13 protein-coding genes, 1 tRNA gene and 2 pseudogenes are annotated in these 13,974 nt (G+C 63.6%); 10 read left to right on the top strand and 6 right to left on the bottom strand.

Going from position 1 to position 13,974, the window contains the following annotated elements; genetic code table 11:
- Nucleotides 1–194: 194 nt before the first annotated feature.
- A complete protein-coding gene (locus tag M3O59_RS10760) occupies nucleotides 195–1,181 on the top strand; it encodes an RluA family pseudouridine synthase (protein ID WP_116906145.1) in 987 nt (328 codons plus the stop codon).
- A gap of 32 nt (nucleotides 1,182–1,213) precedes the next feature.
- Here the strand turns inward: M3O59_RS10760 and M3O59_RS10755 are convergent.
- From M3O59_RS10755 to M3O59_RS10740, 4 genes and pseudogenes are all read right to left on the bottom strand, one after another.
- Nucleotides 1,214–2,315 (bottom strand): annotated as a pseudogene (locus tag M3O59_RS10755) (DUF3300 domain-containing protein); the annotation flags it as partial.
- A 360-nt stretch (nucleotides 2,316–2,675) separates the two neighbouring features.
- Nucleotides 2,676–3,494: a zinc transporter ZupT gene (gene zupT / locus M3O59_RS10750; protein WP_064630055.1), complete on the bottom strand. Its 819-nt coding sequence runs from the start codon at nucleotides 3,492–3,494 to the stop codon at nucleotides 2,676–2,678.
- Between the two features lie 274 nt (nucleotides 3,495–3,768).
- Nucleotides 3,769–4,191, bottom strand: a complete 423-nt coding sequence (locus tag M3O59_RS10745) for an energy transducer TonB (RefSeq protein ID WP_116906146.1) — start codon at nucleotides 4,189–4,191, stop codon at nucleotides 3,769–3,771.
- Nucleotides 4,188–4,544: a 4a-hydroxytetrahydrobiopterin dehydratase gene (locus tag M3O59_RS10740; RefSeq protein WP_003489213.1), complete on the bottom strand. Its 357-nt coding sequence runs from the start codon at nucleotides 4,542–4,544 to the stop codon at nucleotides 4,188–4,190. The genes M3O59_RS10745 and M3O59_RS10740 overlap by 4 nt, the downstream gene beginning before the upstream one ends.
- Nucleotides 4,545–4,632: 88 nt before the next feature.
- Between M3O59_RS10740 and M3O59_RS10735 the strand changes: the two genes are divergently transcribed.
- The 5 genes from M3O59_RS10735 to M3O59_RS10715 all read left to right on the top strand — a co-directional run bounded on the left by M3O59_RS10735 (nucleotide 4,633) and on the right by M3O59_RS10715 (nucleotide 8,821).
- Entirely contained in the window at nucleotides 4,633–5,232 is a 600-nt protein-coding gene (locus tag M3O59_RS10735; RefSeq protein WP_116906147.1) for an NfuA family Fe-S biogenesis protein, read from the top strand.
- A 13-nt stretch (nucleotides 5,233–5,245) separates the two neighbouring features.
- A complete protein-coding gene (locus M3O59_RS10730) occupies nucleotides 5,246–7,051 on the top strand; it encodes a transmembrane repetitive protein (protein ID WP_249046995.1) in 1,806 nt (601 codons plus the stop codon).
- A gap of 138 nt (nucleotides 7,052–7,189) precedes the next feature.
- Nucleotides 7,190–7,840, top strand: coding sequence for a TraX family protein (locus M3O59_RS10725; RefSeq protein WP_064630047.1), 651 nt, complete (start codon nucleotides 7,190–7,192; stop codon nucleotides 7,838–7,840).
- Between the two features lie 234 nt (nucleotides 7,841–8,074).
- Nucleotides 8,075–8,626 carry a 3'-5' exoribonuclease gene (locus M3O59_RS10720; protein ID WP_116906650.1) on the top strand — a complete coding sequence of 184 codons (552 nt, stop codon included), beginning with the start codon at nucleotides 8,075–8,077 and terminating at the stop codon, nucleotides 8,624–8,626.
- A gap of 92 nt (nucleotides 8,627–8,718) precedes the next feature.
- Nucleotides 8,719–8,821, top strand: a tRNA-Ile gene (locus tag M3O59_RS10715).
- A 3-nt stretch (nucleotides 8,822–8,824) separates the two neighbouring features.
- Here the strand turns inward: M3O59_RS10715 and M3O59_RS10710 are convergent.
- Complete coding sequence (locus M3O59_RS10710; protein WP_116906651.1) at nucleotides 8,825–9,451, bottom strand: SEC-C domain-containing protein; 627 nt, start codon at nucleotides 9,449–9,451, stop codon at nucleotides 8,825–8,827.
- 45 nt (nucleotides 9,452–9,496) lie between these two features.
- A complete protein-coding gene (locus tag M3O59_RS10705) occupies nucleotides 9,497–10,549 on the bottom strand; it encodes a DNA-binding protein (protein ID WP_116906652.1) in 1,053 nt (350 codons plus the stop codon).
- A gap of 406 nt (nucleotides 10,550–10,955) precedes the next feature.
- Here M3O59_RS10705 and M3O59_RS10700 point away from each other — a divergent pair.
- From M3O59_RS10700 to M3O59_RS10685, 4 genes and pseudogenes are all read left to right on the top strand, one after another.
- A pseudogene (locus M3O59_RS10700) lies at nucleotides 10,956–11,138 on the top strand (ArsR/SmtB family transcription factor); the annotation flags it as partial.
- Nucleotides 11,139–11,285: 147 nt separating this feature from the next.
- Complete coding sequence (locus M3O59_RS10695) at nucleotides 11,286–11,666, top strand: hypothetical protein (protein ID WP_147308561.1); 381 nt, start codon at nucleotides 11,286–11,288, stop codon at nucleotides 11,664–11,666.
- Nucleotides 11,667–11,720: 54 nt separating this feature from the next.
- Nucleotides 11,721–13,004 carry a TolC family protein gene (locus tag M3O59_RS10690; RefSeq protein WP_116906653.1) on the top strand — a complete coding sequence of 428 codons (1,284 nt, stop codon included), beginning with the start codon at nucleotides 11,721–11,723 and terminating at the stop codon, nucleotides 13,002–13,004.
- Complete coding sequence (locus tag M3O59_RS10685) at nucleotides 13,001–13,972, top strand: efflux RND transporter periplasmic adaptor subunit (RefSeq protein WP_116906654.1); 972 nt, start codon at nucleotides 13,001–13,003, stop codon at nucleotides 13,970–13,972. Before M3O59_RS10690 ends, M3O59_RS10685 begins: the two co-directional genes overlap by 4 nt.
- The last annotated feature ends 2 nt before the right edge of the window (nucleotides 13,973–13,974 follow it).

The following is a 13,974-nucleotide window of genomic DNA, read 5'->3' as shown; positions in this document are numbered from 1 at the left end:
CGGGACATGTTCAGCGCAGCGGTAAAAACCGCCGGCGATGGCCGGGCAGGCCGGTGAGCCGCTAACATGGCCGCCCCGGGGGCGGTGGTCGCGCACTGTGCCGGAATCATCGGAAGTCAGGCTTCTGGCCAATCAACTTCCAACAAAATCAAACCCTTATCTCGCTCGCCGAGTGTAACAGAATAAAGAGCCGGATGACCGACCCCCAGCCCCCCAAGCCGCCGACCGACCGTGTCGGCGTGCGCATTCTCAAAGTTCCGGAAGACCGTGCTGGGCAGCGGCTGGACAATTTCCTGCTTGGCCAGCTCAAGGGCGCCCCGCGCAGCCTGATCTACAAGCTGGTCCGCAGCGGTCAGGTGCGGGTGAACGGTGGGCGTGCCAAGGCCGAGCGCAAGCTCGAGGGTGGCGAGGAAGTGCGGATTCCGCCGGTGCGGGTGACCGAGGAGGGCGATAAGACAGCGCCACCGTCGTCGTTCATGGCGCGGCTGGAAGCGGCGATCGTGTTCGAGGATGCGCGCCTGCTCGCGCTCAACAAGCCGTCCGGGGTAGCCAGCCACAGCGGCAGCGGGATCAGTTTCGGCGCCATCGAAACGCTGCGGGCGCTGCGGCCGAACCAGAGTCTGGAGCTGGTACACCGGCTCGACCGCGATACATCCGGCCTATTGATCGTGGCCAAGAAGCGCTCGGCGCTGACCGAGCTGCAGGCGCTGATGCGTGAGGACGACAGCGTCGAAGGCCGCGGCATCACCAAGCGCTACCTGACCTTGCTGGTCGGGCGCATGCCCGACGGCGTGATGACCGTAGATGCGCCATTGCACATCGGCCTGCGCCAGGGTGGCGAGCGGCATGTACAGGTGAATGCGATCGGCAAGCCATCGCTGAGCCATTTCAAGTTACTGGAACGGCGCGGCGGGCATTCGTATTGCGAAGTTCGCATCGAGACCGGCCGCACCCACCAGATCCGTGTGCATGCCCAGCACCTGGGACACCCGGTCGCGGGTGACGACAAGTACGGCGAGGCCGAGGTGAACAAGCGGTTGCGCGACCAGTTGGGTCTGAAGCGGCTGTTCCTGCACGCGGCGTCGCTTGAATTTGCGCTGGATGCTGGCAAGACGCCGTACGTGCTGAGCGCACCGCTGGCGCCCGAACTGGCCGAAGCGCTGGGCCGGCTGGGTCGCTGACACGGCCAGGGTGGTTGCGTCAGCGCGCTGGCTCAACTGTCCTGGCGGTGGTCGTGATGCTGCGGCTGCGCTGACGGATGCGGGCGCTGCGGGTGCGGATCGGCCGAACGCACCACTGCAGCGCGTGGCGGAGTAAACGAAGCCATCCGCTGCGCGTGTTGCTGCGGTTCCGGCTTCATGGCCGGGCGCGGTACGGATGGCGGCGCTTGCAGACCAGACGCATGCAGCGCAGCCGGCACTTGCCGCATCGGATTCGACACAGCTGCCACTGACGCTGCATGCGGCGGCGACGAGGCATGCAGCGCCACCGGACGCCCCGGCTGCAGCATCTGCGCGTTGAAATGCGGCGCTGACAGATGCGCGTAGTCGGGCGCGCGATAAAACTGGGCGGGCGAGGGCGCCGGCGTAGCGGAGCCGGAAAACGCGCTGAGTGCACGCGGATTGGCCGCCGCGGCCGGCACAGCAGCCGCCCGCGCCACAGCAAAGCCGGGCGGCGAAACGCCTGCAACGGGCGCAGGCGCAGAGGTCGTGTTGAACCCGTGACGCTGATCCTGATGCACATACGAACGTGCATCGATATAGGTCGTTCGGTTGTTGATGATGGTGGTGCGTAGTGCATAGACATGATTCTGGTAGACCACGTTCTGGTAGACCACGTAATGCCGGCGCGTTCCAGTCCACCCCCCAGTTGTTCCAGCCCCAGCGGTGCCAGGCCGGCGCTGGCTCGGCCCAGCCGAACCAGCCGTGATGGTGCTCAGGTGCGCCGCCTACCAGCACGCCGACGCCAAACGACACCAGGCCGGTGGTAACCACGTCGCTGTGATCGTCCCAACGCACCGGGCGATAGCGATAATCGCGATACACATCGACCGGCGTGCTGTAGACCACGCCGGGGTCGTAGCGCTGCACTTACACCACATCCGGCTGTGCTGGCTCGATGGTGATCACCTGTGCGGGCGGCGCAATGCGCGCCTCACCCAGGATCGGGGTTAGCACATGGCGCGCCACCTGCACTTGCTGTTGCGGCGTACTGCGCAAATGGCCGCTGGCCTGGGCGCGCTGGCGCATGAGCTGAACCGCGTTGAGCACGTCGTCAGCTGCCTTGGCATACGCATCGCCAAGTGCACGCGTCCACGGTGGATGCGACAGCCAGCGCCCAGGCAAGGCGCCCTTGTGACCATGTGCGTTGCATACGGCACCTCGCAGTGTGCGCGTTTATGACGCGCGTACCATGCGTCGGCTTGGATGTCTGGCAGCTTGCTGAAACGGCTGTGCGGCCGACCAGGCGCAGCGGTGTTCAGCAGGCATGCGGGGAGCCGCGAGCGTGAGGACTCGCTGAGAGTAAGGCAGCGCGATTGCGAACACGCCGCAAGCGTAATGCGCTTGCCAGTCGCGACACAGCAACATCACCACTGTAGTGGCTGTGTCAGTCGGTACTGGGTCAGGCGTCGTTACCAGCGAATGAGGATTGGCGCCGCCGGCGTAAGACGCGGTTTAAGGTGTCGCGAAGCGGAACAGCACCAGGCTGATCGCCAGCGTCCCCATGCCCGACACCAGGCCGTACACGGTCTCGTGGCCTTGTGCGTAGCGTTTGGCGGCTGGCAACAGTTCGTCCAGTGCCAGAAACACCATGACCCCGGAAATCAGGCCGAATACCGTGCCGAACACCGCTTCGGACAGCACATTGGATAAGGCCAGATACCCGATCCCCGCGCCGATCGGTTCGGCCAGTCCGCTGAGCAGGCTGGCACCGAATGCGTAGAACTTGTTGCGCGTGGCGAAATACACCGGCACCGCAATCGCGATGCCTTCGGGAATGTTGTGGATGGCGATCGCGAAGGCCAGCGGCATGCCCACCGCCGGGCTTTCCAGCGTGGCGAAAAAGGTGGCCAACCCTTCGGGGAAATTGTGTGCGGTGATCGCAATGGCCGTCATCAAGCCGACCCGGCGAATGTAGGCGCGGTTGTCGTCACGAAACTGCGGATCGTCGCTGGACAGACTCTGGTGCGGATTGGGCACCAGGCGGTCGATCACCATGATCAACAGCATGCCACCGAGAAAGGTCAGCGTGCCGAAGGTGAAGCCGAGTTTGTCGTTGTAGGCATGCGAAAACGCGGCGATCGATTTGTTGAGGATCTCCGACAAGGACACGTACACCATCGCGCCACCGGCGAACGCCAGCCCGAACGCCAACAGCCGCGGATTGGGCTTCTTGGCGAACACCACCATGAGACTGCCGAGCCCGGTCGCCAATCCGGCGGCCAACGTAACCGCTAGCGCGATCCAGACATTGTGTGATGACACTTCAAGCATGTGACCCGACGACCTCGTGGGAACGGAGAACTATCCTGCGGGGAGCGTGGCGACTGCAGCTGCGCACTATGCGCACGACCATCCGCGGATGCAGGATGGCCACGCCTGGATGACGAACGCGTGGTAGTGATGAGAAAAAACGGTGCGTTTGCGCCAGCCGCAAGCGGACGCGAACATCATGCGTGCACGAACAGGGCGAGGATGTGGCTGCGGCGCTGCCGGTAGCGCTTACGCATTGCCGAGCGACATACCGCGGTACCGAACTGTCCTGTCCTCAGCCGCCACGATGGGCGCGTTCTTCGATGGCGAAGCATTCGTCCGGACGCGGCACCGGCGGTTTGAACGCAACCGGCACCTGGATGGTTTGCGGCACCGCCTGGCCGTTGCGGGTAGCAGCCTTGAACTGCCATTCGCGCACGCGCTTCTGCGCGGCTTCGTCGAGTACGGGCTGGCCGCTGCTCTGTGTCACCGACACATCGGTCGGGGTGCCTCCGGTGCCGACCACGACCCGTAGCACCGTGGTCCCGCCCACGCCGGCGCACGCCAGCTGCGGCGAATACTCCGGCGGCGGCGTCTTCACTGCTGCCAGCTCGGTGGGCGCGACCGTGGGCGCGGAAGCCTGCTGTGGCGACTTGCCGCAGCCGCTAAGACCGGTGGCGACGATGAGGCCGGCGAGGGCAGCGCGATACATGCTCATGCGGTAATTCCCTGATCGTAGAGCTGTGCGGTCTTGGCCGCGCAGATGAAGTCGTTTTCGCTTAGCCCGCCCACGTCATGGGTGGAATAACGCACCACGACGCGGTCGTAGTGGACGCCCAGGTCGGGGTGGTGGTCTTCACGGTGGGCGATCCAGGCCAACGCATTCACGAAGGCGAGGGTGCGGTAATAGTCGGCGAAGCGGAACGTGCGCGTGAGCGCCATCCCGGCCTCGGCCAGCTCCCAGCCGGGCACCTGCGGCAGCAATTCGGCCAGGCGCGCTTCGCCCAGCTTGTGGTCGCTACCCTTGCGCGGGAGGCAATGGGCCTGCTCCAGGGGAATCAGATCGGTCATGACGGTCTCGCAGGGGTGGCGGACGGCGCACCCACCAGGATCACGGTGTTCCATGAGCGAGGGCGCTTTGAGCGGTAGAATAACCCGCATGATCCAGATATCCGACAAAGCCCAGACCTATTTCCGCAAGCTCATCGAACGCGAGGGCGTGCCCGGCATGGGCGTGCGCCTGAGCGCGGTGGATGCGGGCACCCCGCGCGCCGATGCCCGGCTCGAATTCGCCGAGCCGGCCGAGCTGAGCGGCGACGAGTGGGCGATCGACTGCGATGGCTTCACCTTATATGTGGTCGCCGCCAGCGTGCCATGGATGGACGGTGCCGAGATCGACTACGTCACCCAGTCCACCGGCAACCAGCAACTGACCATCAAGGCGCCCAAGATCAAGGGCGAAGCGCCGGCAGATTCGGCCTCCATGTTGGAGCGCGTGCGCTGGGTGGTGGAGAACGAAATCAACCCGCAGCTGGCATCGCATGGCGGACGCGTGGCGGTGCAGGAAGTGTCCGCCGATGGCGTGGTGTTGCTGCGCTTCGGCGGCGGCTGCCACGGCTGCGGCATGGCCGACGTGACCTTGAAGCAGGGCATCGAAAAAACCCTGATGGGGCGCGTGCCCGGCGTGATTGCGGTACGCGACGCGACCGACCACGCCACCGGCGACGCCCCGTACATTCCGCGCGACAGCGCGGCCTGATTCCGCCTCACCGGTGACAACCGCTGCCGATCTGCTGCTGGCGCTGCGCGCGCGCATGCCCAGCAAGCTCATTCTGGATCGGCGCACCGGCCTGCCGTATGGCTGGGGTATCTGGATGGGCAACCGCAAACATGCGGCTGCACCATTCAACGATGACCAGGTGACGGGCGTGCTGCTGGCACGGGCACGCCCGTCGCAGCGCAACGTGGTCAGCGCAGCCATGCTGTCGCCATTTCAGGCGTTTCGCAGCCTGTGGTGGCAACACTGGGACCCGCGGCCGAAGGATCAGCGTCGGCAGCATTGGCTGGCATTGCTGGGCAGTTTTCTGATCCACCTCGGTTTCGTTGCGCTGCTCATCTGGGTGGTCACCGTGCGTTGGGCGCCGGATGACGCCAAGCCTGGCGATGAATCGCGGGTACGCATGACCTTCATTGGCGACGGTGCGGTGGAGCAGGGGGGGGGTGCGGGGCAACCTGGGGCTGCGGAGTCGGCAGCGGCCGCTGCAACGTCTGCTGCAGCGCAAACAGCTGCAGCGGTGGCGGCAGGCGAACCACCTGTATCGCCGACGCAGACGCAGTCAGCTGCCGATCCAGTCGAAAGCCCAAGTACGGCACAGATGCAAAACGATGCGACGGAGCCGACGGAAGCGGTCAGCGAACCGGTGACTGCGGACGTTCCGCAAGTGACGGTGCAGGTGCCGCCGGTGACGATCGAATCGCCGCTGCAGGTGACTGAAACACCGGTGGCCAACAATGAGTTTGTCGTGCCACCGCCGCCAACGATCACGCTGACGACGCGTGCGATCGAACGTGCGGCGCCGCAGGTCGAGGTCCGTCAACGCGACATCCAGACGGTGACCGAGCGCCCGCAGGTTCGCGAACTGCAACGTCCTGCCACTGCAGTGGCGGTGCGCGCAGCTGATGCGCCAACCGTGCGCGAGCGCGACATCGTCATATCCGAGCGCCCACAAGTGCCCGCGCCGGCCGCACGCGTGCCCGAGATCGCACCGGCGGTGCGCATGCCCGACGTCGCGGTGCGCGCCGCAGAGTTGCCGAGTGTGCCGGATCCGGCGCCTGTGCCGGTGGCGGTGGCCCCTATGGCGCAAACGGCGCCTGCGGATGCTTCCCAGAGGCAGACAGCCGCCGCCGAATCGTCGCAAACGGGAACGCAGCCGCAGGCCAATTCTTCTCAGTCCGAGCGTTCCAGTAGCTCGGCAGCGGCGACAGCAGCGGCGGCGTCAGCCACCAGGTCAGCAGCCAATGGCAATGCCGGCCCGAAGCCTGCCGACCGCAGCGGCGGATGGGATGTGGCCGCCAATGCCGACGACTGGAGCAAATCCGACCGCAACCGGCAAGGCGAAACGACCGGCGCCAACGGCCAACGCAACGGCATGTTCAACGCCGATGGCAGCGTCCACGTGGCCACCGGCACCGGCGATGCCGGTCACGGCGCGGGCGACCGCGGGCCGCCGGGCAGCGAGACCGACACCTGGACCCGCGACCAGATTGCCCAGGGCGGCACCTGGCTCAAACGTCCGCCGTACGGCTACACGCCGACCTCGCTGGACAAGTACTGGATGCCGAACCAGACCTTGCTGCAGGAATGGGTGCGCCGCGGCCTGAAGAAGATCGAGATCCCGATCCCGGGAACCACCACCAAGATCAGTTGCGTGGTTTCGTTGCTGCAATTTGGCGGCGGCTGCGGCCTGAGCGACCCGAATCTCAACGACCAACCAGCCTCCGCAAGACCGCCACCGGATGTGCCGTTCAAGCGGGAGTTGCAGGAGGATACGGGGGCGATGCGCCGTGACGGCCAGTGACCACTCTCCTGAGAAGCGTCGACCACGGCGCGACGCAAGTGAGTGGCGCATGCGCTGGTATTGGAGACGTACGCCAATGCACCGCAGGCCTTCGCACGAGTGCGAAGTCCTTTGCAGCGACCAACCTGAAGCGCCTCAGTGACCAGCGGCGGTCGTGAATTGTTGAAATGGCTGGCCGCCGTCTTCATGACGGGGGATCACGCTTTGAAGATTCTGGGGTTGGGGTACGTGCCGGTCGTTGCCGAACTAGGGCGTGTGGCATTTCCGCTGTTTGCGCTGGTTCTGGCCTACAACCTTGCCCAGCCCAATGCCGATATCGAAAAGTCGGTAAAGCGTTTGTTTCTATGGGGTCTTATCGCAACGCCGGTAGTGGCAATTGCGTTTCAGCGCGTATTTCCGCTGAATGTTCTGCTGTCGTTTGCGTTGGCAGCTGTGTGCATTCTTGCAATCGAGCGTCGCCGCTGGGCTTTTCTGGCGTTGTGCGCATTGCTGGTGCCTGCTGCCGTCGATTACCGTTGGGCCGGCCTGGCAATTGTGCTTGGCGGTTGGGTGTTCTGGCGCAACCCGTGGCAATGGCGACTATCGAAAAGACTCTCAGCACCTTTGTTGCTTGGGTTGCCAGTGCTGTCGCTTTGTATCATCAACGCCAATGTTTGGGCGCTGCTGGCGTTGCCTCTGCTGATGATTGCACGCATGAACATTCCCATCGCACGCACGCGCAGGGCGTTTTATGTCTACTACGTCGGTCATTTGATGGTTCTCACGGGAATGTTTTACGCATCCGCATGACGTGCGAAGCCGACGTCTGATGATGTCTAAGCGCAGCGTGCGAGCGGCGGATGGACGTACTTGAGCAGCAGTTGCAGGCGGCGTAACCAGGGCGTAAGGCAAAGTTGAGGGTTGGCAGGGAATCGTTACGAACACGGCCAGATCTTCGCTAACCGATTGATGGATCGCTGAATTCTGCCCTCGGCCGCACTTCCAGGCTCGGCCCTCCCCAGGAAGCTGTGGCACCATTCAATCATGGCGACCACGTACTACTTCTTGGACACCGAGTGGGCCGATGTAACGGGCAGCGAGCTGGTGAGTCTGGCGCTGGTGAACGAAGGTGGAGACCGCCTTTTCTACGCTGAGCGAGCCAGCCTGCCCGAGGCTCCCACCGACTTCGTTCGTCAAAGCGTCTACCCGCTGCTAGACCGCGGCGACGCAGCCCTGCCTGATGCCGCCCTGACTACCGAGCTGCGCGCCTTCCTCAGCGAGGTCGATGCGCCGGCAGTGATGGCGGATTTCCCGAACGATCTCCAGCTGCTGCGGTACGCCCTGGATGGGTTTGAGTTACCCGATGACCAGGTTGCCGCGTGCGGGCCCCGGCCGGCCCCGGTCATGACACGCATGTCGAAGGAAGGCCTTCCGGGATTACTGGTGGAAGATTGGTTCGCGGCCCATCCGGAGCATAGGGCCAGGCGCCACCATGCCTTGGTGGACGCGCAGGCCTTGCGGATGGCTTGGCTGGTGGCGACCGCCCGCATCCCTGCTCCGGCGTGGGCCCGCTCCTACCGCCGCGCCCGGGGATAGCGGCATGGCCTCCATCCCCGGTATGCTTGCCCCATGAACCACCTGAGCCAGCTCGACCCTCGAATACCGGCGTGATCGCATCGATCGATCACGCCCCTGTTGCTCATGTTGGTCAGAGCGCCGGCCTTATACCCCGGTGAGAGCACGCGCCAGATAAGCGCGTACACGTCGGTTCGATTCCGACCAGGGGCACCACCGTCAATGACGGAAGAATGCTTCTACTTGTGCGCCATGACAGCGCTTGTACTTGCTGCCGCTGCCGCACAGGCACGGTGCATGCTCGCGCAGTCCCGCACCGAGTGACTGCCCCAGGAAATCCCTAGCCTGCAGAAGAGGCTGGATTTCATTGGCCGGAACGCTGACCTCGCCATACTGAGATGCTCGCTCGCCGCGGTTTATCACTTGGACGATCGCTTCGGACATCTGGATGAAGTGCCTGATCAGCAGGTCATCGCGCAGAGGCATGCGGACGTTGTCGATCGACACGCCCTCGTAGCGTCTGCGCGGATCCGGCACGAAGAGAATGCGCTTCTCGCCTTCGGGCTTTGGCGTGATGTCGATCATTTCCCCTGCGGGACTGACCCACACGGCATGGAATTCTGCCTCGACCAGCACGTTCGGCCATTCCCACAGCTGCCACCCGCACAGCATCTGACCACCGTCGCGCGCGACCTTGGCCTGCACGTTGGGAAAGCACTCGTGCACGATCGCATCGGCTTCCGGCTGCACATCGAGATACACCGGCTCTGCGCCGCGCACGACGGAATCGGTTAAGCGACGCACGGCACGGGAGATTTCCGGGGGTGTGGTGGTGACTACGCTCATAGCAAAACTCCTTGCGATCGTGGCGCCTGATGTTCTCTTGCAAGCCTATGGCGCCGGCGTCTCTTCCGATGAGATCCGCTTGGCGCCTTTACCGCCGGCACTGGCCGGCTGCAGCTGGGCAAGAAGCGGCTCCAGGGTGCTCAGGCGCACCGTGGCGCGCAGCGTCTCCGTCTCGGCGTGCTCGCGCCGTTCGCGCTCCTGGACCAGCTCGGTCCGGACTTGCGCGAGCTCTTGTCGAGCGGCCTCCAACGTCTGAGTGTCTTGGCCCCAGCGCACCTGCAGCGCCTGGTATTCGGCCGCTGTCAGGCGCAGCGCATCGAGCTCGCCCTGTTGCGCCTCGATGGTCTGGCGCAGCTGCGCCACTTCCTTTTCCAATCGGGTGTGACGCTCCAGCCACTGGCCGTTCTCCCGGTTGAGCTGCACCAGGTCGTGGTTCTTGGAGGTCAACGTTTCGTTGGCCTGGCGCAGAGCGACCTGCAGTTCCTGCACCTGGTGCTCGTGACGGCGTTGCTCCTGCTCGCGCTGGTCTTTGACCGAGGTGCGGTAGTGCTCAAGGGCTTCCCTGGCATGCTCGTGCTTCTGCTCCAGGGAACGCGCGTGGCTTTCGTGCTCGGCCAGCCGTGCCGTGAGGCCCGCAATGCGCTCCTCCAGCTGAGCCAGTTCGGTGGTGCGGCTGGCCACCTCGCCCCTGGCGGCTTCACCCGCCTGGCGTTCTGTCTGAAGCAGCGTCTCGGTGCGCTGAAGCTGCGCGCTGAGATTGCCTGCCTCCTGCCGGGCCTGTTCCAAGGCTTGGGTGCGCTCGTGCCGCTCGGCCTGGAATCGATCTTGCGCTTGGGCGACCACGGTTTCCGCCTCGGCATGCAGCCGCTCGGCAAGGCGAGCCACCAGGTCCTGCAGGGCGTCGCTGACCGCGATCTTGGCCCCTAGGCCTTGCCCATCCTCCTCTTCCAGCTCCTTGAGGTAGCGATGGATGGTGGTTTTAGACCCAGTATTACCCAGTGCCACGCGTACGGCGTCCACTGAGGGATTTCGGCCTTCGGCCCGGAGACTGTCCCGGGCGCGTTGCACATCGCTCTTGTACAAGCCAGACCGAGCCATTCGTCCACTCCCGTTATTTCGTAATGTATTACATACCATGTAATTACGTACCATTCAACAAGCGCACGGTTCCGAAACGAGGCGTTAATTTCAGGCGGGATAATATTGAATTATCCCGCGTAAAAGACGCTTTGTCCCTTTCCGGCACGCCAAACAGTACGAAACCGCCCGGGCCGGTGATCGCTGGGAAGTATTGCCCAGAGCAAAAGCAGGCCAGCCGGTTGCGGGCGCGTTCCGCACCGAGCTCGCTGGCCACCGAAGGATTCCGCATGCTGATCGAACCTATCGTCCACGGCAACTGCAAGTCGTTTCGCCATCTGGACCTGCCCTCAATGGCCATATGAACCTGGTAGTGGGCGACAACGAGGTTGGCAATCCCAGCCTGCTTGAGGCAGGCACTGACACTCCAGGCTCCACGCTCTCCTTTCACCTGAAGAAATTGCCTACCGCTGGGCTTGTCACCGCCGAGAAGCGCGGTCGCACCATCCGCTACCGGGCCAACTTCAACGCGATGAATGGTCTGATCGGCTATCTGACCGAGAACTGCTGCGCAGGCGACCAGTCCTGCGGCACGCCGGAGCGCTGCTGAGGTGTCTTATGACCGCGACGTTTTCGGATCAGCTGTCGTTCCTGGACTGCTATTTGGCCGTTGCCGACCCAGAGCGCACGCGCACTGTTCTGGCCGATTACTCAAATGAAATTGCCTAACGCTCAATAGCTCGGGTAAGCTTTTAATATGTCTATGTATGCATCACGAGTTCGCCGCTACCTTCGCCTTCCGGCGCTGGTCTTGCTGCTGCTCGCGGTACAGCTCAACCCCATCTTCGCTGCAGTGGGTGATATTCACGAAGCGTCGCGGGGCGTGGCTGAGCACCTGCACGACCGCGGTGAGCATGCTTTAGCCCAAGATGCGGCCCACGACGAAGATGACCAGGGGGGCGATCTGCTGCACGCGCTAATGCATGCCTCACATTGCTGTGGTCATCTCAGTGCGATACCGTCTGCTTACGCATTGATTCTTGTGCAAGCCATGATGGCCAACGCGCCTGATTTCACCGTGTTGCCCACTATTTCGGCACGCCTCCGGTTCGATATTCGGCCTCCGATCGGTCTGTAACGGTTCGCCGCCTCAACAGGCGGGCTCAGTTTTGACCCTTTCGGAGAATTTCCCATGTGGTTTCGATTGGCGGCATTTGCTGCCTGCGCCTTTGCGCCTGCGCTCTTTGCGCAGGAACGGGCACCTAGTCAGACTCTGACACTTGAACGGGCGATCGAACAGGTCGCCCAGACCCATCCTGATCTGCGCTTGGTGGACGGTCAGCGCGCCGTCCTTCAGGCCAACTACGACTCGGCGAGCCTTAAGCCGCCCCTCACCTTAGGCGCGACTGTTGAGAACGCCCTGGGAAGCGGTCCTTATCGAGCCTTCGATCAAGCCGAGATAACGGTCACGCTAGCTGGCGTGCTGGAGCGTGGTGGCAAGCTCGATGCACGCAGGGCACTGGCCCAAGCGAATATCGACAAGCTGGCTCCACAGCGCGAGGTTATGCGTCTTGACCTTCTTGCCGAAACTGCTCGACGCTACCTGGCAGTAACAGCAGCGATTCGACAGCGCGAGATCGCCGACCTTGATATCGAGCAGCGTCGTCGCACGGTTGAGGCTGCCAAGCGCAGGCTCGCTGCAGGTGCGTCGCCGGAGTCTGTGGTGCTGACAGCGCAAGCTTCTTTGGCTGAAGCAGAGCTAGATCGCGATCGCGCCAGCCAGTCCGAGAAAGCTGCGCGCCAAGCGCTTTCCTCGCTCTGGAACAGTCGCAGCCCTGCTGATGGCACCGTTTCCGGCGACCCCCTGACGTTGCCCGGCCTGGAGGACTTTGCGGTGCTCAGCGCCTTGCTGGAGCGCACTCCCGAACTGGTTCAACTTGCCGGTGAAGTGCGCATCCGAGAAGCGCAGTTGCGCCTGGTCCGTAGCGACGCCACGCCTGACATCCAATGGCAGGTCGGAGGTCGAGCGTTCCGCAATGGTAATGACGTCGGGGTGCTTGCGGGCTTCAGTATCCCGCTGGGTTCGTCGCGTCGTGCGCAACCGGGTATTCGTGCGGCGGAAGCGGAGCTGGCGCTCACAGACGTGGAACGTGAGTCGTTGCTGGTTGGGATGAACTCAGCACTTGCCACCGCCTATGGCGATTACGCAACGGCCCAATTGGAAGTGCAGCGCCTTCAGAGCGATGTCCTGCCGCGCTTGGCAAAGGCAGAGACGGCGGCTGATCGCGCCTGGCGCGCAGGTGCCATTAGTTACATGGAGTGGGCCTTATTACAGGACCAGCGTGTTCAGGCGCGTCGTCGCCAGCTCGATGCGGCGCTCTCGGCTCAATCAGCGCTTATCGAAGTCCAGCGATTGCTGGGACAACCCATTGTCAAGGCGCAAGGCGCCGCGAATACGGATACCTCCTCCAAATGAAGATTGCGAACTCCATGACGGTGCTGGCGTTGGCCCTTGCGTTGGCCCTGGCGGGCTGCGGAAGCGCTGAGCAGCAGACAGCCAAAGAACCCAGTGCAGAAGCAGCCAAAGCGCAGAGCGAGGAGCCTGGCGAGCACAAAGAAGAAAAGGCTGAATCGACCACGATTCTGCGCGCCGATGCCGATGCGAATGGGGTCAAGGTCGCCGCCGCTGGGTCAGGCCAGGTGTCCATTGAAATCCAGGTGCAAGGTTCCATCCGCGCGATAGACGGCAGTGTTGCTCAGGTCAGCGCGCGCTACCCGGGACGTGTCGCGGCGCTCCGCGTCAACGTGGGTGACAAGGTCAAGGCGGGACAGAACCTGGCCAGCATCGAAAGCAATCTTAGCCTCAGCACATATGGCGTCGCTTCCCCGATTTCGGGAGTCGTGTTGAGCCGCCAGGCGCAAACCGGTGGGGGAGCGGCCGAGGGGCAAACACTGTTCGAGATCGCGAACTTCAGCCGTGTCTGGGCGGATCTGACGGTCTTCGGCCGTCAGATCATCGACGTGCGGCCTGGGCAGCACGTCATCGTGGAGCGTCTTTATGACGGACACCAGGTTAGCGCGACGGTGGACAGCGTGCTGCCGGGCACGGCCAGCGCATCTCAGAGCACGGTCGCACGGGTGACGTTGGACAACTCGGATGATCAGTGGCGTCCTGGTGTGGCGGTGACAGGCAAGATTGCGACCCGCTCGCGGGACGCCGCAGTTGTGGTGCCGCGCGGTGCCGTCCAGACAATGGATGGCCAAGCGGCAGTGTTCGTGCGCACAGGCGACATCTATACCTCGCGTGCAGTGAAGTTGGGCGAGGGTGATGCGCGCGTTGTTGAGGTGATCGAGGGCCTGAAGGTTGGCGAGGAAGTAGTCGTCGAACAGAGCTACTTGATCAAGGCGGACATCGAAAAGTCCGGCGCCTCGCACGAGCATTAAGG

Source organism: Xanthomonas nasturtii (assembly GCF_023337365.3).
In the GTDB taxonomy this organism is placed as follows: domain Bacteria; phylum Pseudomonadota; class Gammaproteobacteria; order Xanthomonadales; family Xanthomonadaceae; genus Xanthomonas; species Xanthomonas nasturtii.
The sequence above is the reverse complement of the archived record's forward strand: the minus strand, read 5'-3'. Positions and strand labels throughout refer to the sequence as shown.

What these genes read in the sequence shown, in the direction of transcription:
- M3O59_RS10740 (WP_003489213.1), bottom strand. Translation starts at nt 4,544, where the DNA reads ATGACCGATCTGATTCCCCTGGAGCAGGCCCATTGCCTCCCGCGCAAG.
- M3O59_RS10685 (WP_116906654.1), top strand. Translation starts at nt 13,001, where the DNA reads ATGAAGATTGCGAACTCCATGACGGTGCTGGCGTTGGCCCTTGCGTTG.
- M3O59_RS10710 (WP_116906651.1), bottom strand. Translation starts at nt 9,451, where the DNA reads ATGAGCGTAGTCACCACCACACCCCCGGAAATCTCCCGTGCCGTGCGT.
- M3O59_RS10720 (WP_116906650.1), top strand. Translation starts at nt 8,075, where the DNA reads ATGGCGACCACGTACTACTTCTTGGACACCGAGTGGGCCGATGTAACG.
- M3O59_RS10690 (WP_116906653.1), top strand. Translation starts at nt 11,721, where the DNA reads ATGTGGTTTCGATTGGCGGCATTTGCTGCCTGCGCCTTTGCGCCTGCG.
- M3O59_RS10695 (WP_147308561.1), top strand. Translation starts at nt 11,286, where the DNA reads ATGTCTATGTATGCATCACGAGTTCGCCGCTACCTTCGCCTTCCGGCG.
- M3O59_RS10735 (WP_116906147.1), top strand. Translation starts at nt 4,633, where the DNA reads ATGATCCAGATATCCGACAAAGCCCAGACCTATTTCCGCAAGCTCATC.
- M3O59_RS10745 (WP_116906146.1), bottom strand. Translation starts at nt 4,191, where the DNA reads ATGAGCATGTATCGCGCTGCCCTCGCCGGCCTCATCGTCGCCACCGGT.
- zupT (WP_064630055.1), bottom strand. Translation starts at nt 3,494, where the DNA reads ATGCTTGAAGTGTCATCACACAATGTCTGGATCGCGCTAGCGGTTACG.
- M3O59_RS10760 (WP_116906145.1), top strand. Translation starts at nt 195, where the DNA reads ATGACCGACCCCCAGCCCCCCAAGCCGCCGACCGACCGTGTCGGCGTG.
- M3O59_RS10705 (WP_116906652.1), bottom strand. Translation starts at nt 10,549, where the DNA reads ATGGCTCGGTCTGGCTTGTACAAGAGCGATGTGCAACGCGCCCGGGAC.